The organism is Curtobacterium sp. AC268 (assembly GCF_979258745.1).
In genome coordinates, this window is the sequence record NZ_OZ409878.1 from 1,519,906 (window position 1) to 1,538,434 (window position 18,529).

At 72.4% G+C, this 18,529-nt stretch carries 18 protein-coding genes and 1 tRNA gene; 5 read left to right on the forward strand and 14 right to left on the reverse strand.

Annotation, left to right across the window (positions count from 1 at the left end):
• Nucleotides 1–222 precede the first annotated feature (222 nt).
• The 3 genes from ACZZ9K_RS07130 to serS form a co-directional block, all read right to left on the reverse strand.
• Nucleotides 223–307 (reverse strand) — tRNA-Ser (locus ACZZ9K_RS07130).
• An 83-nt stretch (nucleotides 308–390) separates the two neighbouring features.
• Nucleotides 391–1,254: an HAD family hydrolase gene (locus ACZZ9K_RS07135; RefSeq protein ID WP_111029845.1), complete on the reverse strand. Its 864-nt coding sequence runs from the start codon at nucleotides 1,252–1,254 to the stop codon at nucleotides 391–393.
• Nucleotides 1,251–2,516: a serine--tRNA ligase gene (serS, locus tag ACZZ9K_RS07140; protein ID WP_027466078.1), complete on the reverse strand. Its 1,266-nt coding sequence runs from the start codon at nucleotides 2,514–2,516 to the stop codon at nucleotides 1,251–1,253. Before serS ends, ACZZ9K_RS07135 begins: the two co-directional genes overlap by 4 nt.
• 55 nt (nucleotides 2,517–2,571) lie before the next feature.
• On the opposite strand from serS, the gene ACZZ9K_RS07145 reads away from it, so the two are divergent.
• A complete protein-coding gene (locus tag ACZZ9K_RS07145) occupies nucleotides 2,572–3,642 on the forward strand; it encodes a diacylglycerol/lipid kinase family protein (RefSeq protein WP_027466077.1) in 1,071 nt (356 codons plus the stop codon).
• Between the two features lie 18 nt (nucleotides 3,643–3,660).
• Here ACZZ9K_RS07145 and pheA read toward each other — a convergent pair whose 3' ends face one another.
• The 4 genes from pheA to ACZZ9K_RS07165 are packed head-to-tail and all read right to left on the reverse strand — an operon-like array spanning nucleotide 3,661 to nucleotide 7,371.
• Nucleotides 3,661–4,617 carry a prephenate dehydratase gene (pheA, locus tag ACZZ9K_RS07150; RefSeq protein WP_071406510.1) on the reverse strand — a complete coding sequence of 319 codons (957 nt, stop codon included), beginning with the start codon at nucleotides 4,615–4,617 and terminating at the stop codon, nucleotides 3,661–3,663.
• Nucleotides 4,618–4,656: 39 nt separating this feature from the next.
• On the reverse strand, nucleotides 4,657–5,202 hold the full coding sequence (locus ACZZ9K_RS07155; RefSeq protein WP_463443683.1) for a MarR family winged helix-turn-helix transcriptional regulator: 546 nt from the start codon (nucleotides 5,200–5,202) through the stop codon (nucleotides 4,657–4,659).
• A gap of 28 nt (nucleotides 5,203–5,230) precedes the next feature.
• A complete protein-coding gene (locus ACZZ9K_RS07160; RefSeq protein WP_463443684.1) occupies nucleotides 5,231–5,719 on the reverse strand; it encodes a hypothetical protein in 489 nt (162 codons plus the stop codon).
• Complete coding sequence (locus tag ACZZ9K_RS07165; protein WP_463443685.1) at nucleotides 5,716–7,371, reverse strand: molybdopterin-dependent oxidoreductase; 1,656 nt, start codon at nucleotides 7,369–7,371, stop codon at nucleotides 5,716–5,718. Before ACZZ9K_RS07165 ends, ACZZ9K_RS07160 begins: the two co-directional genes overlap by 4 nt.
• 69 nt (nucleotides 7,372–7,440) lie before the next feature.
• On the opposite strand from ACZZ9K_RS07165, the gene ACZZ9K_RS07170 reads away from it, so the two are divergent.
• Genes ACZZ9K_RS07170 through ACZZ9K_RS07180 form a run of 3 tightly spaced genes read left to right on the forward strand, consistent with a single transcriptional unit; the run spans nucleotide 7,441 to nucleotide 9,995 of the window.
• Nucleotides 7,441–8,685 carry a glycosyltransferase 87 family protein gene (locus ACZZ9K_RS07170; RefSeq protein ID WP_214521324.1) on the forward strand — a complete coding sequence of 415 codons (1,245 nt, stop codon included), beginning with the start codon at nucleotides 7,441–7,443 and terminating at the stop codon, nucleotides 8,683–8,685.
• 5 nt (nucleotides 8,686–8,690) lie between these two features.
• Nucleotides 8,691–9,743, forward strand: a complete 1,053-nt coding sequence (moaA, locus tag ACZZ9K_RS07175; protein ID WP_463443686.1) for a GTP 3',8-cyclase MoaA — start codon at nucleotides 8,691–8,693, stop codon at nucleotides 9,741–9,743.
• Nucleotides 9,744–9,746: 3 nt separating this feature from the next.
• A complete protein-coding gene (locus ACZZ9K_RS07180; protein WP_463443687.1) occupies nucleotides 9,747–9,995 on the forward strand; it encodes a MoaD/ThiS family protein in 249 nt (82 codons plus the stop codon).
• Nucleotides 9,996–10,470: 475 nt separating this feature from the next.
• On the opposite strand, the gene ACZZ9K_RS07185 is transcribed toward ACZZ9K_RS07180, so the two are convergent.
• From ACZZ9K_RS07185 to ACZZ9K_RS07210, 6 genes are all read right to left on the reverse strand, one after another.
• Nucleotides 10,471–11,571 (reverse strand): calcium:cation antiporter, encoded by a 1,101-nt coding sequence (locus tag ACZZ9K_RS07185; RefSeq protein ID WP_412148711.1) that lies wholly within the window; start codon nucleotides 11,569–11,571, stop codon nucleotides 10,471–10,473.
• Between the two features lie 12 nt (nucleotides 11,572–11,583).
• Nucleotides 11,584–12,624: an ABC transporter ATP-binding protein gene (locus tag ACZZ9K_RS07190; RefSeq protein ID WP_463443688.1), complete on the reverse strand. Its 1,041-nt coding sequence runs from the start codon at nucleotides 12,622–12,624 to the stop codon at nucleotides 11,584–11,586.
• Nucleotides 12,621–13,421 (reverse strand): ABC transporter permease, encoded by an 801-nt coding sequence (locus ACZZ9K_RS07195; RefSeq protein ID WP_071246956.1) that lies wholly within the window; start codon nucleotides 13,419–13,421, stop codon nucleotides 12,621–12,623. Before ACZZ9K_RS07195 ends, ACZZ9K_RS07190 begins: the two co-directional genes overlap by 4 nt.
• A 3-nt stretch (nucleotides 13,422–13,424) precedes the next feature.
• Nucleotides 13,425–14,228 carry a molybdate ABC transporter substrate-binding protein gene (modA, locus tag ACZZ9K_RS07200; RefSeq protein ID WP_463443689.1) on the reverse strand — a complete coding sequence of 268 codons (804 nt, stop codon included), beginning with the start codon at nucleotides 14,226–14,228 and terminating at the stop codon, nucleotides 13,425–13,427.
• Nucleotides 14,225–14,641 (reverse strand): TOBE domain-containing protein, encoded by a 417-nt coding sequence (locus ACZZ9K_RS07205; protein WP_463443690.1) that lies wholly within the window; start codon nucleotides 14,639–14,641, stop codon nucleotides 14,225–14,227. The genes modA and ACZZ9K_RS07205 overlap by 4 nt, the downstream gene beginning before the upstream one ends.
• Nucleotides 14,642–14,710: 69 nt before the next feature.
• Entirely contained in the window at nucleotides 14,711–15,769 is a 1,059-nt protein-coding gene (locus tag ACZZ9K_RS07210; RefSeq protein WP_463443691.1) for a ThiF family adenylyltransferase, read from the reverse strand.
• 95 nt (nucleotides 15,770–15,864) lie between these two features.
• Between ACZZ9K_RS07210 and ACZZ9K_RS07215 the strand changes: the two genes are divergently transcribed.
• The gene (locus ACZZ9K_RS07215; protein ID WP_463443692.1) at nucleotides 15,865–17,517 is read left to right on the forward strand and encodes a glycosyltransferase family 39 protein; all 1,653 of its coding nucleotides are present in this window, start codon (nucleotides 15,865–15,867) and stop codon (nucleotides 17,515–17,517) included.
• Nucleotides 17,518–17,589: 72 nt separating this feature from the next.
• Here ACZZ9K_RS07215 and ACZZ9K_RS07220 read toward each other — a convergent pair whose 3' ends face one another.
• Entirely contained in the window at nucleotides 17,590–18,522 is a 933-nt protein-coding gene (locus ACZZ9K_RS07220; protein WP_027466065.1) for a 4-(cytidine 5'-diphospho)-2-C-methyl-D-erythritol kinase, read from the reverse strand.
• Between the last annotated feature and the right edge of the window lie 7 nt (nucleotides 18,523–18,529).

Genomic DNA, 18,529 nt, shown 5'->3' on the forward strand with positions numbered 1-18,529 from the left:
ATGCGGGCTCCGTCCGACCCGATTGGCGGGGAGTCCGCGCTCGACTGGACTCGCTGCGCATCGATGAGTCAGCACGGGCAGCTGCTCATCGTTGGAGGAAGACGTTGGCAGGAGCTCCTACCGAGAGTCCATGGACCAAGGTGCAAGCAATCGCAGCGCAGCCGCGAACGGTGGTGGATCGCTAGCACGTTCTTGGGCTGTTCGGACTCCGAACGGCCATCGCGGAGGGTGTGGGATTCGAACCCACGAGACATCTCTGCCCACCTGTTTTCAAGACAGGCTCCATCGGCCGCTCGGACAACCCTCCAGTGACGCGACCACGTGGCGAGACGTGATCGCGTCCCGGGAAGTCTACCCGGGCCTCCAGGCAGGGGTGCGCGCGAGCGCAGACTAGCGGGGCAGGGAGTCGAGCGCCGCTGCCAAGCCGTCGTCGGTGATGCCGCCGGTGAGCTCGTTGCCGGCGTCGACGACGTCGTCGGGAGCCTGGCCCATGACGACGCCGCGACCGGAGGTCGAGGCCCAGCGGAGCATGTCGATGTCGTTGCGGCCGTCGCCCGCGGCGAAGACGCGCGATCGCGGGATGTCGAGCCACTCGCGCACGCGCTCCATCGCGGTGGCCTTCGTGACGCCCTCGGGAGCGATGTCGAGCCACGACGTCCAGCCGACGGAGTACGAGACCTTGTGCAGGCCCATCTGCTCGACGATCTGCAGGAAGTCCTCGGTGTCGTGGCCGGGCGAGATGACGACGACGCGGGTGGCCTCGACGCCGAGCAGCTGCTCGAACGGCACGTGCTCGCCCTCGACGGTCATCGTGTCGTCGGGGAAGTTGCCGGACAGCAGGAAGTGACCGGTCTCGTCCTCGACGCCGAACGCCGCGTTCTCGAGCGCTCCGTGGATGGTCTGCAGCACCTCGGACGGGTCGAACCGCTCGACGTGTTCGCGCACGTAGGAGCCGTCGGCACGACGGGCCAGGATGAGCGCTCCGTTCGCGCACACCAGGTACTTCGGCCGGATGCCGAGGGTCTCGAGCAGGGGCACGGTCATGCCCTCGCTGCGGCCGGTCGAGAGCATGACCTCGTGCCCGGCGGCCTCGGCGTCACGGACGGCGGCGACCACCGCCTGCGTGATGACACCGTCTTCGCGCATGGTGGTGCCGTCGATGTCGAGCGCGACCAGCCAGCGCTTGGTGCGGGCGGGCGCGTCGGTGCCCGCGCCCTGCTCGGTGCCGTCCACGAACCGTCCCTGGGTGCTCATCGGGGCTCGATCACCTCGACGCCACCGAGGTAGGGGCGGAGGACCTCCGGCACGACGACGGAACCGTCGGCCTGCTGGTGCGTCTCGAGGATCGCGACGATCCAGCGGGTGGTGGCGAGGGTGCCGTTCAGCGTGGCGACCGGAGCGGTCTTGCCGCTCTCGGTGCGGTACCGGATGTCGAGGCGGCGGGCCTGGAACGTCGTGCAGTTCGACGTCGAGGTGAGCTCGCGGAACGTGCCCTGCGTCGGGACCCAGGCCTCGATGTCGTACTTCTTCGCCGCGCTCGTGCCGAGGTCGCCGGCGGCGACGTCGATCACGCGGTAGTGGAGGCCGAGGTCCTGGAGCATCTGCTCCTGGTGCGAGACGAGGCGCTCGTGCTCGGCCTCGGCCTGGTCCGGGTGGACGTAGGCGAACATCTCGAGCTTGTTGAACTGGTGCACGCGGAGGATGCCGCGGTTGTCCTTGCCCGCCGAACCGGCCTCGCGTCGGTAGCAGGTCGACCAGCCGGCGTAGCGGTGGGCCTGTCCTTCCTCGAGCGGCAGGATCTCGTCGGCGTGGAACCCGGCGAGGGCGACCTCGCTCGTGCCGGTCAGGTACAGGTCGTCGGCTTCGAGCCGGTAGACCTCGGCCGCGTGCTCACCGAGGAACCCGGTGCCGGCCATCGTCTCGGGGCGGACGAGCGTCGGGGTGATGAGCGGTTCGAAGCCGGCGGCGATCGCACGGTCGAGGCCGAGCGACATCAGCGCGATCTCGAGCCGGGCGCCCATGCCGCGCAGGAAGTAGAAGCGCGAGCCGGAGACCTTCACACCACGCGGGATGTCGATGATGCCGAGGTGCTCGCCGAGGTCGGCGTGGTCCTTCGGCTCGAAGTCGAACTCGGGCTTGGTGCCGACGGTGCGGAGCGTGACGAAGTCGTCCTCGCCGCCCTCGGGCACCCCGGGGAGCACGACGTTCGGGATACCGCGGACGACGGTGTTGAAGGTGTCCTCGGCCGCGGTGACGGTGGCCTGCGCCTCCTTCACCTTTGCGGCGAGGGCCTGGGCCTGCTGCACGAGCGCGGCCTTCTCGTCCTTCGGGGCCTTGGCGACGGTCTTGCCGAAGGCGTTCTGCTCGGCGCGGAGCGACTCGAACGAGGTGATCGCACTGCGGCGGGCGGAATCGGCGGCGACGGCTTCGTCGACGACGGCCACGGAGGCACCACGCGCCTGCTGTGAAGCCTTGATGACGTCCGGGTTGTCGCGAAGCAGCTGTGGATCGATCACCGCCCCATCCTAGACGGGGGCAACCGCACGCAGCCTCGATCGGTAGCGTGGACGTATGTCGACCCCTTCGGAGACCGCGCCCGCGGACCAGGACGCCCTCCCCACCGAGCAGCGGACGGCCGCGGTGGTCTACAACCCGGTCAAGGTCCACCTGCCGACCCTCAAGCGCACGGTCGAGGCACACCAGCAGCAGGCCGGCTGGGCCGAGACCCTGTGGTTCGAGACCTCGGAGGAAGACCCGGGCGGCGGCATGGCCCGCGCGGCGATCGAGGCCGGTGCCGACGTCGTCGCGGCGGCCGGCGGCGACGGCACGGTCCGTGCGGTCGCCGAGGTCGTGCACGAGTCCGGTTCGACCCTGGCGCTGCTGCCGAGCGGCACCGGCAACCTGCTCGCGCGCAACATGAAGCTCCCCCTCGACGACCTGGCCGCGAGCGTCCGGACGATCTTCCACGGCGACGACCGCAAGATCGACTTCGGCATGCTCAAGGTCGAGCGCCCCGGCGGCGAGCGCGAACGCTTCGGCTTCCTGGTGATGGCGGGCCTCGGGCTCGACGCCCGGATGCTCGTGAACACCCGCCCCGAGCTGAAGAAGAAGGTCGGCTGGCTCGCCTACGTCGACTCGCTGTTCCGTTCGGTGCGCGACGCCAACGCGTTCGAGTTCCGCTACCAGCTCGACGACGACGGCAACCACTCGCTCCGGGCGCACTCGCTCATCGTCGGCAACTGCGGGATGCTCCAGGCCGGCGCGATCCTGCTGCCCGACGCCGAGATCGACGACGGGGTGTTCGACATCGCCGTGATGCGTCCCCGCGGGTTCTTCGGCTGGGTGCGGATCGGTGCCCGGGTGTTCTGGGAGAACGGGATCCTGCGGGCGTTCCGCCGGTCGAACCTGGGCAAGACCGCCGTCGGCAAGAAGATCGTGTCGCGTTCACGCGAGGAGCGGCCCCTGCGCTACCTGCGCGGGCAGGAGTTCACGGCGCGGCTCGAGCGGCCCGACGAGTTCGAGATCGACGGCGATCCGGTGGGCGAGGTCATCGCCTTCCGTTCCCGCATCGACCCGATGGGGCTCTCCGTGCGCGTGCCGGACCCCGCGGACGATCGCCACGGCTCGCGCCAGGTGCCCTGACCCGGGGCGGTTCCGCCGCTACCGCGCCCCGGGCTCGCCCGACACGATCGCGCGCAACCAGTCCCGCGCCTCGACGAACGCGGCGTCCGAGTAGCGCGCGGGCACCTCGGGGCGGGCTCCGTCGGCGCGCGGGTACGACCCGAGGAACGTCACGCGCGGGCTGAACCGACGCAGGCCGAGCAGCGCGTCCGCGACCCGCTCGTCGCGCACGTGCCCGTCGAGGTCGATGACGAACCGGTAGCGGCCGAGCTCGTCACCGATCGGGCGTGACGACAGCAGCCCCATGTTGATGCCCCGCGTCGCGAACTGCTCGAGCATGTCGACCAGGGCGCCGGGGTGGTCGGCGGGCAGCTCGACGATGACGCTGGTCTTGTCGGCGCCGGTCGGCTCGGGCAGGGCGAGGGTCTTCGACACGAGCACGAACCGGGTGACCGCCGAGGCGTTGTCCCCGATGGACGATGCGAGCACGACGACGTCGTGGTGATCCGTGATGCCGGGCGGCGCGACGGCGGCGTCGGCGGTGGGGTTCGCCTCGAGCAGAGCGAGGGCCGCGGCGACGTTCGACGACGCCGGGATGTGGCCGTGGCCGGGCAGGTTCGCCTCGAGCCAGTTGTGCGTCTGCGCGTAGGCGACGGGGTGCGCGTTCACGGTGCGGACGTCGGCCAGCGTCGTGCCGGGCCGGGCGACGAGCACGAAGTCGACGGGGACCAGGTACTCCCCCACGATCCGCACGCCGGGGATCCGGGCCAGGGCGTCCTGCGTGGCGCTGACTCCGCCGTCGACGCTGTTCTCGATCGCGATGACGGCACCGATCGACCGGCCGGACATGACGTCGTCCAGGGCCTCACCGACGTTGTTGACGCTCCGCCAGGGCTTGCCGGCGGCGGCCTCGACGAGCTTCAGGGCCGCCTCGGTGAACGTGCCGGCAGGTCCGAGGTAGGAGTACGTGTCGGACGGCGCGGCGGGGTCGGTCATGCGGCGAGCCTATTGCAGGGACGCGGCGGCCAGGCGGCCTCAGTCCGTCGTCGCACCCGTCAGTCGCTGCTCGCAGATCGCGGTGTCGTCGTCCTCGCGCGGGTAGGTCAGCGCCGCGAAACGCCCCTCGGGGTCGAGCCGTGTCAGGAGCGACGCCGCGATGCCGTCGAGCTGCGCGACCTGCTCGTCGGAGAGCGCGTCGATGACCACCCGGCGGGCGGTGCGGACGTGGTCCGGAGCTGCCTCGACGATGGTGGCGTACCCGGCGTCGGTCAGGCGGACGTCGGTGGCGCGGCGATCGGAGGTCGACGGGCACCGGGTGACGAGTCCGCGCTTCTCGAGGCGGGACACCACGTGCGACAACCGCGGCAACGAGGCGTTCGTGGCCGAGGCGAGCGCCGACATCCGCAGGGTCCGGGTGTCGGTCTCGGAGAGCATCGCGATGACCATGTAGTCGAAGTGCGTCAGGTCGGCGTCGCGCTGCAGCTGCTGGTCGAGCGCCGCCGGCAGGAGTTCCATGACCGCGACGAGCTTCATCCACGCGCGCAGCTGCTCGCGGGTGAGCCACGGGGTCTCGTCGGTCATGACCTGATCATACCGAAAGGTTGTCCCTTTAACCAGTGCTGCGCACCGCGGACGAACCGGACGAACGGGCCGAACCGGCCGAACCGGACGAACCGCCAGCGCGACGCGACCGCACCACCCCGACCACGAGCACCACCACCACGACGACGAGCAGCACCCCCTCGACGAGCAGCAGCCGCGTGCCGTAGTCGAACGGCAGCACGGTGGGGTTCTTCTGCCCGTGGTCCTTCGCAGCGATCTCCGGCAGGACCACCAGGGCGAGCACGCTGCCGAGCACGATCGCCGCCTGCACGACGACGAGCACCCAGGCCCGCAGCGAGCGTCCGGCCCGACGCAGCAGCAACCCGGCACCGACCACGAACGGGGACAGGACCGCGTCGTGCAGCACCACCGCCGCGAGCAGCCACACTCCGAGCCCGCCGATGCGGTTCGGCTTGACGGACGTCACGAGCACGTACGCCCCGAACGCGATGACCAGCACGCCGATCACCACGAGCACGATCCGCGCGGCCTTCACCGGAGCACCTCGATCTTCTCGATCCACTTGGTCTGCAGCACACCGGGCCGCCCGGGAGCGATGATCCGCGCCGGGAACCCGTGGTCCAGGTCGAGCGTCGCACCGTTCAGCTCGAGGGCGATGAGCGTCGTCGGGTCCTCGGCGTACTCCGGTCCCATGTCCATGATCCGGTAGCCGCCGTGCCGTTCCAGGCTCGTCACCCGCACGTGCGACCCCTGCGGCGCCTGCACGGCGTCGAGCAGGTCGCGCATCCGCACGCCCTTCCAGGTCGCCATCTGGCTCCACCCCTCGACGCACGAGATCGGCAGGTCGACCTGCGCGGTGCCGAGCGCGACGAGTTCCGCCCGGACGAACGTCCGGCTCACGTCGTGGCCGACGACGGTGAGCGTCCAGTCGGCGGCGGTCGCGGTGGCGAGCACCCCGGCTGCACGCGCGGTCCGGTTCACCGGCAGTCCGTTCGCGCCGATGCCGCGGCCACGGGCGCCGAACACGTTGAACGGTTCCGCGAGCTTCGAGGACTGCCCCGCCGTGAGCGCGACGACACCGACCGTCGCCGCCGTCACGCCGGCGAAGAACCCTCGTCGGGCGATGCGCTGGCGTCGTCCGGTGGCTGCGTCCGGCGTCGGCCTGGAGGCCCGGCTCGGCTCCCCCACGTCGGCCGTCGGCTGGCCGGGACTCGGCTCCTCGGACACCTCGCGGGTCTCCGGGGCCGTGTCCGGTCCGGTGGGACTGGACTCGGCGCCGCCGGGGGCGGCGTCGACGCCGTCGATCCAGCGGAACACGCGGCCCAGCAGGCCGGGGGCGGTGGACCCGGTGGTCTCGGCGACCGCAGCGTGCGGGGCGGACGCGGGACCCTCGCTCGCAAGCTCGCTCGGCGCATCCCGCGGATCGCTGGCGCGATCCCGCTGAGCGGGCTGCGCCAGGCCGGGGGGAAGCAGCTCACTGCCGGACGCGGGGTCCGCGATGAACCGGCCGTGCGCGTCGTAGGAGTCGCGCTTCCGCCAGTAGCGGGCGATGACCGGCAGCTTGGCGGCGATGTGGATGGCCAGCGACCCGATGATCACGTAGGCCATCGCGTTGTGCACCTGGCGGAACGGGAACGGCCACGGGTACCACTGGTAGGTGTTGAGCAGGCCGGTGACGACCTGGATGATCGACGCGGACACGAGCACCGCGATCGACAGCCGCTCGAGCAGGTGCAGCACGCCGCGCACCGGCGGCACCTGCACCAGGGCGGGCATGACGGTGTTGAGCTTGGCGAGCAGCAGCGGGATGATCGCGATCCCCGTCGTGATGTGCAGGCCCTGCGTGAACTGGTACAGCTGCGTCGGACGGGTCGGGAACCGCATCCAGCCGAGCGGTTCCTGCAGCAGGTGGCTGTAGATCCCGGTGCCGAAGCAGATCAGGAACGCGATGCCGAGCAGACGCCCGAGCACCACCGCTGAGCGGGCGTTGCGGTTGGGGGACGCCAGAGCTGCTCGTCCGTCGTGCAGCAGGCGCTGGAGGCCGGATAGCCTCGACGGACCATGAGCGACCGACTGCGTGCCCTCCGACCGTCCCTGGCCGACGGCACCGCCGTCCGGATCGGCACGGTGCTGGCCGTCGTGGGAGTACTCGCCCTGTCGGGCGTCATCGCCGTCGGCGTCACGCATCTGGGGTTCCTCCGATCGGGCCATCGTTCTGCATTCGTTGCGTGGACGCTGATCGCTTGGACCGTCTTCGTGATCGCCGTGCTCGCGGTGCGTTTCGTGCCCGTCCGGTGGATGACCACCATGGTCATCGGCGGAGCGGTGGTGATCGGCATCGCCGCGCTGGTCGGCCCACCGAACACGAGCACCGACTCCGCCCGGTACGCGTGGGACGGCATCGTCCAGCATGCCGGTGTCTCACCGTACGCGCACACCCCCCAGTCCGCGGCACTGTCCGGTCTCCGACCCGACTGGTTGTTCCCCGACAAGGTGGACGGCACGTGCGATCCGCTGAAGCCCCGGTTCCGCGGGCTCGGCGACGGCGCGGACGGGCACTGCACCGCGATCAACCGGCCCGACGTCACGACGATCTACCCGCCGATGGCGCAGCTGTGGTTCGCCGCGGTGCGGTTCTTCGTGCCGGCGACCGCGCAGTACCTGCCCTTCCAGGTCGCCGGGCTGCTCGTGTCGCTCGGTGTGACCGTCGGGCTCGTCCTGGTGCTCCGCCGCATCGGCCGTCCGACCTGGTGGGCGGCGCTCTGGGCCTGGTCGCCGCTCGTCGCGTCCGAGGCGGTCACGAACTCGCACGTCGACGTCGTCGGCGCCGCCCTCGCCACGGCCGGTGTCGTGCTCGTCGCGTTCGGCCGGCCGATCTGGGGCGGCATCGCGCTCGGGGCCGCGACCGCGACGAAGCTCATCCCGGCGATCGTGTACCCGCCGTTGCTCGGCCGCGGTCGGGCCTGGTGGGCGATCCCGATCGGCATCGCGGTGTTCGGGCTGCTCTACGTGCCCTACGTGCTGACGACCGGGCTCGACGTGCTCGGGTACCTGCCCGGCTACCTGAACGAGGAGGGCTACGAGGACGGCTCCCGGTTCGCGCTGGTGTCGCTCGTGGTCAAGGGCGACGCGGCGACACTGGTGGTGGGGCTCCTGGTGCTGCTGGCGGCGTTCGTGGCGTGGCGGTTGTCGGACCCGGCGCGGCCGTGGTCGGGCGAGGTCCTGATGATCGGCGTGACGTTCCTCGCCGTGACGCCGCGCTACCCCTGGTACGCGCTGCTGCTCATCCCGTTCGTGGTGCTGTCCGGGCGGTGGGAGTGGTTGTCGATCGGCCTCGCCATCGCGCTGCGCGGGGTGTGGCCGTCGGCGGACGCCTACCGGTGGTGGTTGCTCGCGGCCGTGGTGGTCATCGTGGTCGTCACGCTCCTGCGCACGGAGCGGTCGGAGTGGCGACGGTGGTGGGAGCGGCTGTCGTTCCGGCGCGTGGAACACGTACGCTGACGACCATGGCACCCGCGATCCTGCTCGGCACGACCGGCTCCGTGGACCCGGCTCCCGCCGGGCTCGTCGACCGCTTCGGGCGTCGCGCCGTCGACCTCCGGGTGTCGCTGACCGAGCGCTGCAACCTGCGCTGCACCTACTGCATGCCCGCGGCCGGGCTGCCGTTCGCCCCCGACGAGGCCCTGATGACGGCGACTGAGATCGAGCGCCTGGTCCGGATCGGCTCGTCGCGGTTCGGCGTCCGCAAGGTCCGGTTCACCGGCGGGGAGCCGATGCTCCGGCACGACCTGGTCGACGTGATCGCCCGGTGCGCCGCGCTGCCCGACGCACCGGAGCTGTCGCTCACCACAAACGCGATCGGCCTCGCCCACCGCGCCCAGGGCCTGTACGACGCCGGGCTGCGGCGCGTGAACGTCTCGCTCGACACCGTCGACCCCGACGTCTTCACCACCGTGACCCGCCGCCCGTTCCTCGACAAGGTGATCGCCGGGCTGTCGGCCGCGCACGACGCCGGGCTCGACATCAAGGTGAACGCAGTGCTGCTGCGCGGGATCAACGACGAGGCCGCCCCGGAACTCCTCCGCTGGTGCCTGGAGCGTGGCTACGAGCTGCGGTTCATCGAGCAGATGCCCCTGGACCCCGACCACGCCTGGGACCGCACCGAGATGATCACCGCCGCCGAGACCCGCGCGCTGCTGGCGACGTCGTTCGTGCTCACCCCGGACGACGCCCCGCGCGACGGTGCCCCGGCCGAGCGGTACCGCGTGCACGACGCCGTCACCGGCGAGCCCCTCGGCACCGTCGGCATCATCGCGAGCATCACCGAGTCGTTCTGCGCCGACTGCACCCGCACCCGACTGACCGCCGACGGGCACGTGCGCAGCTGCCTGTTCTCCGACGAGGAGACCGACGTGCTCGGACCGATACGCTCCGGGGCGGACGACGACGAGGTCGCCGAGCTCTGGCGGCTCGCGATGTGGGCGAAGCCGCGCGACCACGGTGACGACAGCGACGAGCTCGTGCACCCGACGCGCGGCATGAGTGCGATCGGCGGCTGAGGCATGACCACGATCCGGTTCTTCGCCGCTGCCCGCGCTGCCGTGGGTGTCGACTCGGTGACCACGACGGGCCCCACCATCGAGGCCGCCCTCGACGCGATCGACGCGGCCGACGTGGTGGACCCTGCGCGCTGGAGTGCGTTGCAGGAGCGCTGCTCGTACCTGGTCGACGGCGTGACCACGCGTGACCGGGCGACCTCGCTCGACGGTGTCGAGGTCGTCGACGTCATGCCGCCCTTCGCCGGGGGCTGAGTTCGGCGGCTGAGCGGTACGCCCGTTCCTTCCCAGAACACCCGCGATACCTGGTGCTTCCGGGCATACCTGGTGCGAACTTCCGACCAGGTACGCCCGATTCGACCAGGTACGCCCGGAACGACCCGGCGCAGCCCGACCCGACCCCGCGCCCGCGCCCGTGCCCCGCACCCCGCGCCCGTTCCTTCCCAGAACACCCGCGATACCTGGTGCTTCCGGGCATACCGTGTCGGAACTTCCGACCAGGTACGCCCGATTCGACCAGGTACGCCCGGAACGACCCGGCACGCCCGACTCGACCCCGTGCCCGGCCACCCCGCGCCCGTTCCTTCCCAGAACGCGCGCGATGCCTGGTGCTTTCGGGCATACCTGGTGCGAACTTCCGACCAGGCACGCCCGATTCGACCAGGCACGCCCGGAACGACCCGGTACGCCCGGAACGACCCCGGCGCAGCCCGCCCCGACCCACCCCGCCCTACGGCGAGACGGACAGCACGATGAACGCGGCGAAGATCACCAGGTGCACCCCGCCCTGCAGCCGCGTGGCACGACCGGGCAGCACGGTGAGCACCGCCGCGACGATCGTCAGCGCGAGCAACACGATCTGCGACGGCCCGAGCCCGAGCAGCAGCGTCCCCGGCATGAACAGCGACGCGACCGCGATCGAGGGGATCGTCAGACCGATCGACGCCATCGCGGACCCCATCGCCAGGTTCAGGCTCGTCTGGATCCGGTTCCGTGCGGCGGCCTTCGACGCGGCGATGCCCTCCGGCAGCAGGATGAGCAGGGCGATCACGACACCGACGAACGACGGCGGGAACCCGACGGCGGCGACCCCGGCCTCGATCGCGGGCGACTCCACCTTGGCGAGCCCGACCACGGCGACGAGCGCGACGACGAGCAGCCCGAGCGACACCATCGTGGTGCGTCCCGACGGGCGGGCGGCGTGGGCGTCCTCGGACTCGACGAGCACCCCGCCGGCACGGTTGACCGGCAGGAAGAAGTCGCGGTGCGCCACGGTCTGCGTGACGACGAACAGCCCGTAGAGCACCAGTGACGCGATCGCGACGAACACCAGCTGCGTCCCCGTGAAGGAGGCGTCGTCGGTGCCGGTGGTGAACGTCGGCAGCACCAGGGTCAGCACGGCGAGCGCGGCCACCGTCATGGTCGCGGCGCTCGCGCCCTCCTGATTGAAGCGCACGGTGTTGTGCCGCAGGGTCCCGATCAGGATCGCGAGACCGACCAGCCCGTTCATCGTGATCATCACCGCCGAGAACACCGTGTCGCGTGCCAGGGTCTCGGCCTGCGCACCGCCCGAGCTCGACAGCGAGATGATGAGCGCGACCTCGATGATCGTCACGGCGACGGCCAGCACGAGCGAGCCGAAGGGTTCCCCGACCCGGTGCGCGACGACCTCGGCGTGGTGGACGGCAGCCAGGACCGTGACGGCGAGCACGACGGCGACGACGACCACCACGGCGGTGCCGAGCCCGTAGCGGCCGTACGAGAACGCGAGCACGACGGCCGCCAGGATCGGCGTGCCCACGGGCCACACCTTGGGGAACCAGGAGGTCATCCGACCATTGTCTCAACCACGGGGCGCGTAGACCGCCACCTCGGCTGCGGGGACGTCGATGCACACCGCGTCACCGGGCACGATCCCGAGTGCGGTCAGCCGCGCGAGCGTCAGGTCCGCCACCAGGTCACCGGCCCGCACCCGCACCAGTCCGTCGCGCGGCTCGAGCGACGAGACGGTGCGCACGGCTCCGGCACCGTCCCGCGTCAGCACGGCGGCCGTCGGGTGGAAGGCGGCCAGGGCGGGCCGGCCGGGAGGCACGGTGTGCGTCCCGGACGCCAGCTCGCCCCCGCCGTCGATCGCGATCCCACCCCCGGTGGCGGTCCCCCGCACCAGCGCGAGTCCGGAGAACGTCGCGGCGAACGCACTCGTCGGACGACCGAGCACGGCCGCGGGGGTGCCCTGCTCGACCACCCGTCCACCCTCGAGCACGACGACGCGGTCGGCCAGGGCGACGACCTCGACCGGATCGTGCGTGACGAGCACGGCGGGCCGGCCGGCGACCGCGGTCCGGAGTGCCGCGCGGACCTCGTCCTGCGCGCCGACGTCGAGCGCCGAGGTCGGTTCGTCGAGCATCAGCACCGCCGGGTCGGTGGCGAGCGCCCGGGCGATCGCGACGCGCTGCGCCTGACCGCCCGAGAGTGTTCGTGGGTCGCGGGTGGCCAGGTCGGCGACCCCGACGGCGTCGAGCGCATCGCGGGCGAGCTGCCGGGCCGCGGCGCGACCGGCTCCGGCGGCTCGGGGCCCGAAGGCGACGTTCCCGACGACGTCGAGGAACGGGAACAGGTCGGACCGCTGCGCGACGAGTCCGGTCCGGCGACGGTGCGCGGGCACGGTGTGCTGTGGGGTCGAGACCCGGACCCCGTCGAGTTCGATCCGGCCGGCGTCGATCGGCAGCAGCCCGGCCAGGGCCTCGAGCACCGTCGACTTGCCCGCACCGTTCGGCCCGATGACCGCCAGGCACTCCCCCGCGCGGACCTCGATCACGACGTCGACGTCCCGCGGCCCGACGACGACGTGCGCCCGGACCCCCACCGCACCCTCGGCCGTCACGCCAGGGCTCCGCGGGTCCGGAACGACGAGGCCCCGATGACGACGACGGCCACCACGACGAGCACGACCGCCAGCGCCACCGCGGTGTCCGGGTCGACCTCGCGTTGCAGGTAGACCTCGAGCGGCAGGGTCCGCGTGACCCCCTGCAGGCTGCCCGCGAAGGTCAGGGTGGCCCCGAACTCGCCGAGTGCCCGGGCGAAGCAGAGCACGAGCCCGGACACGATCCCCGGCAGGACCCGCGGCGTCGTGACGGTCAGGAACGTCCGGGTCGGCCCGGCGCCCAGGGTCGCGGCGACCCGCTCGTAGCGGTCGCCCTCGACGCGGAGTGCCCCCTCGACCGAGGACACCAGGAACGGCATCGCGACGAAGGTCTGCGCGATGACCACCGCCGTCGTGGTGAACGCGATGTGCAGGCCGTGGTCGTCGAGGAACGCCCCGACCACCCCGAGCCGACCGAAGGCCGCGAGCAGGGCGAGACCACCGACGACCGGCGGCAGCACGAGCGGTAGGAGCACGACGGCCCGGGCGACGCCGACCCAGCGCGACCGCGACCGCGCGAACAGCACGGCGAGCGGGTACCCGAGGACGAACGCGACGCCCGTGGCCGCGAGGGCTGTGCCGAGGCTGAGCCCGAGCGCGGTCAGTGACGCGGTGGAGGTCACGAGCCCGACGAACGACGACCAGTCCACCCGGCCGAGCATCGCGAGCACCGGCACGACGACGAACAGCCCGCCGAGCACCGCGGGCAGCGGGAGCCACCACGCGACCGGCGGCCGTCCGTCAGCGCGCGGAGCCACGGGTCAGGGCTTCCCGAAGCCCGCGTCGGAGAGCACACGCTGCCCGGCGGCGGAGCGGACGTACTCCGAGAACGCCTGCGCGAGCTCCGGGTCCTGGGATTCCCGGAGCACACCGATCGGGTAGGTGTTGACGGCCTTGCTCGACTCGTCGAACGGGACGCCGTCGACCTTGCCGCCGGCCCCTCTGACGTCCGTCACGTAGACGAGTCCGGCATCGGCCTGACCGGACTCGACCTTGCCGAGCACGTCGGTGACGGACTGCTCCTCGCTGACCGGCTCGAGGTCGATGCCCGATGCGGACTCGACCTTCGCCGTCGCGGCACCGCACGGCACCGGGGCGGCGCACGTGACGAGCTGGACGCCCGGAGCCGTCAGGTCGTCGAGGCCGCCGATGCCCCGCGGGTTGCCCGGGGCGACCGCGATCTCGAGCGTGTTCGTGGCGAAGGCCCGCGGCGACCCGGTCACCAGGTCACCCGAGGTCAGCTTCGCCATGTTCGCCTGGTCCGCCGCGGCGAACACGTCGGCGGGGGCGCCGTTCTGGATCTGGGTGACGAGGTCGCTGGAGCCGGCGAACGAGAACCGGATCGAGGCGCCGGGGTGCGCGGTCTCGTACTGCTTGCCCAAGGTCGTGAAGGTCTGCTGCAGGGACGCGGCGGCGAAGACGGTGATCGAACCGGTCGGCGCCTCGGTGCCGGAGCCCGCCGGGGCCTGTGCCCCCGAGCCCGTGTCCGGAGCCGTGCACGCAGCGAGCCCGAGCGCGACGGTGGCGGCGAGGGCCAGCGCCGCGAACGGCCGGAGACGGCTCATCGTTCGTCCTCGTGCCGGGCGGGCGCCTCGACCGCGACCATCGTGGCCTTGACGGACGCCACCGCGACGGACCCGATTTCGAGCCCCAGGTCGCGGACGGCCTCGGCACTCATCAGGGACACCACGCGGTGCGGGCCGCACTGCAGTTCGACCTGCGCCATCACGGTGTCGACGACCAGGTCGGTGACGATCCCGACGAAGCGGTTCCGCGCCGAGCTCTTCACCGCGGACGCCGGGTCGGTCGGCTCGGAGCTGCGTTCCCGGGCGTAGGCGGCGACCTCGCGACCGTCGACCACGGCTCGCCCCGCGTCGTCCGTGGCACGGGTGAAGGTGCCCCCGTCGACGAGCCGACGAACGGTGTCGTCACTGATCCCGAGGAAGGCCGCAGCGTCCCGTACCCGCAGTTGCGTCATGATCCACCGATCCTATCCGCGGATGCGGCGGCAAGGGGTGATAGGGGTGGTAGGGGTGACCAGGCTGGGTCAGGACCGGTGCTCGATCGCCACGGGCAGCCCCTCGCGACGCCAGGCCTCGAAGCCGCCGTCGAGGACCGCCACGCGCCTCCCGGCCGGCTGCCGCGCCGCCCACGCGTCCGCACGGGGTCCGCGTGCGCAGTAGACGACGACCTCGTCCGCGCCGGTGTCGTCGGGGACGGCACCGGCGACCACGCCGGCCGCCCGTTCCTCGTCGGTCCGGACGTCGACGACGACCAGCGGGTCCGACGGGTCCGCCACCCTGGCGGCCAGGGCGGACGGCGCGATGCGCGGCGTCGCGTCGGCACCGGCAGCAGGTGCCGGTCGACGCGAGGCGGGCCCGCGACGGACGGGGCTCTCGGTCCAGCGCCACCGGCGGGCGTCGACGGTCAGGACGCGTCCGAGCAGCGGGTCACCGCTACCGGTGACCAACGCGAAGACCTGTCCCGCCATGACCGCGCCGACCGCGCCGCACAGTGCGGGGACGACGCCGTCGAGGGCGCACGAGCCCTCGTCGGGCAGGGCGTCGGGGTGCAGGTCGTGGAAGTCGACGCCGTCCGGGGCGGCGTCGCGGAAGACGCTGACCTGCCCGTCGTGGCCGAGCACCGTGCCCCACACGAACGGCACCCCGGCCGCGGCGCAGGCGTCCGAGATCGCTCGGGTGACCACGACCGAGTCGGCGGCGTCGACCACGACGTCGTGTCCGGCGACCAGGTCCGGCGTGAACGACGCGACCACGGCGACCGCGTCGAGTTCGGGGTCGACGGCGACGGCTCGGGCCACAGCGACCCGTGCCTTCGGCGAGCCGACGTCCGCGGCCGTGAAGAGCGTCTGCCTGGCCAGGTTCGACGCGTCGACCACGTCCGGATCGACCACGGTGAGCCGACCGAGCCCGGCGAGGTACGCGACCACCGGCGCCCCGAGCCCGCCGGCCCCGACCACGAGGATGCGCGATGTGGCCAGGCGTCGCAGCCCGGTGACCCCGACGTCGGCGAGCGCGGCGGTCCGCGAACCGAGCTGCGTCCGCCCCGGGGAGAGCGCGGCGGCGGGGGCGACGAGGGGTTCCATCCCGTCATTCTGGCCCGTCGCACCGAACTCCTGCATGTGAGAGTTCAGTGCCCGGACGCGGCGGATCCCCAGAGCAGATCGGTACGGTCACGGGCGTGAGTTCCCCGCGCACCGGCACCGTCCCGGTCCGACGTACGACGTCGGACGCGTCGGTGCGCGCGCGCTCACTGGGGCTCGTCGCGGCGGCCGTCCGGGCCCTCGCCCGGACCCCCGAGATCACCGTCGGTGCGCTCGGCGTCGTCGTCGCAGCGGCCTTCAGCTGGGTGCCGTCGGTCTGGTACGACGAGGCCGCGACCATCGCGAGCGCGCAGCGGAGCTGGCCGGCGCTCTGGGCCGAGCTGCAGAACGTCGACGCCGTCCACGGCCTGTACTACGCCGTGATGCACGTCTGGTTCACGCTCGTCGGGTACTCGCCGTTCACGCTGCGGTTCCCGAGTGCCCTCGCCATCGGGGTCTCCGCCGGGCTCGTCGTCGCCCTCGGCCGTCGTCTCGGCGGTGTGCGGCTCGGCGTCGTCTCCGGGATCGTGTTCCTGGTCCTGCCCCGCGTCGCCTGGGCCGGCACCGAGGGGCGCCCGTACGCAACCGTCACGACCTTCGCCGTCGCGCTGACCCTCGTGGGGATCACCGCGGTCCGGCGCACCCGGATCCGGCACCACGCGACCCGGTGGTGGGTCGTCTACGCCCTGCTCGCCGTGGTCGCCGTGCTGTTCAACGTCTACCTGGCCCTGGCCGTCGTCGCGCACGGGGTCGTGCTCCTCTGGACCGCCGTCGCCGACCGTGCCGCACGTCGCGACGCCGTGCTCTCGCAGCGCAGCGGTCTGGTGGCCGCGCCGATGGTCGACCGCGCCGCGTTCGTGCGCTGGGGCGTCGCCGCCGTCGGGGCCGCCCTCGTGGTGTCGCCGTTCATCGTCCTCGCCGCCGGGCAGGCCAAGCAGGTCGGCTGGATCACCGGCGTCGGGTGGGCCACCGTGCGCCAGGTCGTCGCGACCGCCTGGTTCGGTGCCGTCTGGCCGTACGCGGTGCTCGGGTGGGTCCTGATGATCGTCGGCGTCGTGCTCGCCGTGCGTGCCGCCCGACGCCCTGCCCCGGCTGCCCGCGACCTGCTGCGGATGCAGGCCGTCCGCGTCGCCGTCCCCCTGACGATCCTGCCCACCGCACTGCTCGTCGGTGCGACCGCAGCCGGGGAGCACCTGTACTCCCCGAAGTACGCCAGCCTGAGCCTGCCCTTCGTCGCGCTGCTCATCGGCCTGGCGATCACGGCGATCCGACCCCGGCGGTGGCTGGCGCTCGCCGTCGTCGGGATGCTGCTCGTGTCGGCGCCGACGAGCACGCTCGTCCGGCTGCCCCACGCCAAGCAGGACTCGCACTGGGCGAACGCGGCGGCGATCATCGAGCGCGAGCGGGACCGGCGCACCGACCAGAACGAGGGCGTCGTCTTCGGCAGCGTCTGGGAGCACCCGGGCACCACCGCGCAGGTCATCGCCGACTCCTACCCCGAAGCCTTCACCGGGATGCGCGACCTCGCCGTCACCGAGACCGGTGCCGAACGCGGACAGCTCTGGAACGTGAACGGCGACGTCGCCGCGACGGTGCCCGAGCGGATCTCCGGCATCGACACCGTGTGGTTCGTCGGCGGCAAGTCGCGGAACATCCGCCCGCAGGTCACCGAGACGCTCGTGGCCGAGGGCTTCCACGTCGTGCGCTACTGGCACACCGGCACGGTCATCCTCTGGAAGTACAGCCGCTGACGCTGGACCGACCGCGGCGGGACTGACCGCCGCTCGGCGTCGAGCCGCTCGCCGGGCGGGCCGGACGTCGGGTCAGTGCACCACGCGTGCGCCGTGCACCGGACCGGTGGCCCGGAGTGCGACGAGGCCGGCGGCGCTGAGCTCGACCTGCAGTTCGAGCGCGGCATCTCGGTCGCCCACCAGGAACGCCACCGTCGGGCCGCTGCCGGACACCAGGCCGGCCAGGGCACCGGACTTCTCACCGAGCTCCAGCGTCGCCGCGAGCCGGGGCTGCAGCCGCATGGCCGGTGCCTGCAGGTCGTTGTGGACGCAGTCGGCGAGCAGGTCGGGGTCGCCCGCACGCAGGGCCTGCAGCACGTTGGCCTCGACCACGGGGTGCGACGGCGCCGGGGAGATGTCGGCGCGGTACCGCTCCCGGTGCTCGTCGAGCGCACGGTAGACGGCCGGGGTGCTCAGCCCGTCGTCGCTCAGGGCGAGGACCCAGTGGAACTCACCCTTGGCGAGCGCCGGGCTCAGCTCGTCACCGCGGCCGGTGCCCACGGCGGTGCCGCCGGCGAAGGCGAACGGCACGTCGGCGCCGAGCTGCGCGGCGAGCCGGAGCAGCTCTTCGCGACCGAGCGCGGTGCCCCAGAGCGTGTCGACGGCGAGCAGGGTCGCCGCGGCGTCCGCGGAGCCACCGCCCATGCCGCCGGCGACGGGCACCTGCTTGTCGATGGTCAGCCGCACCCCACCGCGGTGTCCGGCCGCGTCGGCCACGAGCCGGGCCGCACGGATGGCCAGGTTCGACTCGTCGACCGGCACGGTGCTCGTGTCGATCGGACCCGTGAAGGTGACCGAGAAGTCGTCGGCGGCCTCGGCGGTGACGTCCTCGTACAGGGACACCGCTTGGTACGCCGTGGCGACGTCGTGGTAGCCGTCGTCCTGCAGCGCCCCGACGGACAGGAACACGTTGATCTTGCCGGGGGCGCGCGTCCGCACGCGGGTCGGTGCGGCCAACGTGGTCATGCCCCCA

Bases quoted from the DNA above. Each gene is read 5' to 3' on its own strand.
- ACZZ9K_RS07135 (WP_111029845.1), bottom strand. From the start codon at position 1,254: ATGAGCACCCAGGGACGGTTCGTGGACGGCACCGAGCAGGGCGCGGGC.
- ACZZ9K_RS07145 (WP_027466077.1), top strand. From the start codon at position 2,572: ATGTCGACCCCTTCGGAGACCGCGCCCGCGGACCAGGACGCCCTCCCC.
- pheA (WP_071406510.1), bottom strand. From the start codon at position 4,617: ATGACCGACCCCGCCGCGCCGTCCGACACGTACTCCTACCTCGGACCT.
- ACZZ9K_RS07155 (WP_463443683.1), bottom strand. From the start codon at position 5,202: ATGACCGACGAGACCCCGTGGCTCACCCGCGAGCAGCTGCGCGCGTGG.
- ACZZ9K_RS07165 (WP_463443685.1), bottom strand. From the start codon at position 7,371: ATGCGTGACGCCGACGGCGATGACGCCCGACAGGGCGAGTACTCCCAC.
- moaA (WP_463443686.1), top strand. From the start codon at position 8,691: ATGGCACCCGCGATCCTGCTCGGCACGACCGGCTCCGTGGACCCGGCT.
- ACZZ9K_RS07180 (WP_463443687.1), top strand. From the start codon at position 9,747: ATGACCACGATCCGGTTCTTCGCCGCTGCCCGCGCTGCCGTGGGTGTC.
- ACZZ9K_RS07185 (WP_412148711.1), bottom strand. From the start codon at position 11,571: ATGACCTCCTGGTTCCCCAAGGTGTGGCCCGTGGGCACGCCGATCCTG.
- modA (WP_463443689.1), bottom strand. From the start codon at position 14,228: ATGAGCCGTCTCCGGCCGTTCGCGGCGCTGGCCCTCGCCGCCACCGTC.
- ACZZ9K_RS07205 (WP_463443690.1), bottom strand. From the start codon at position 14,641: ATGACGCAACTGCGGGTACGGGACGCTGCGGCCTTCCTCGGGATCAGT.
- ACZZ9K_RS07210 (WP_463443691.1), bottom strand. From the start codon at position 15,769: ATGGAACCCCTCGTCGCCCCCGCCGCCGCGCTCTCCCCGGGGCGGACG.
- ACZZ9K_RS07220 (WP_027466065.1), bottom strand. From the start codon at position 18,522: ATGACCACGTTGGCCGCACCGACCCGCGTGCGGACGCGCGCCCCCGGC.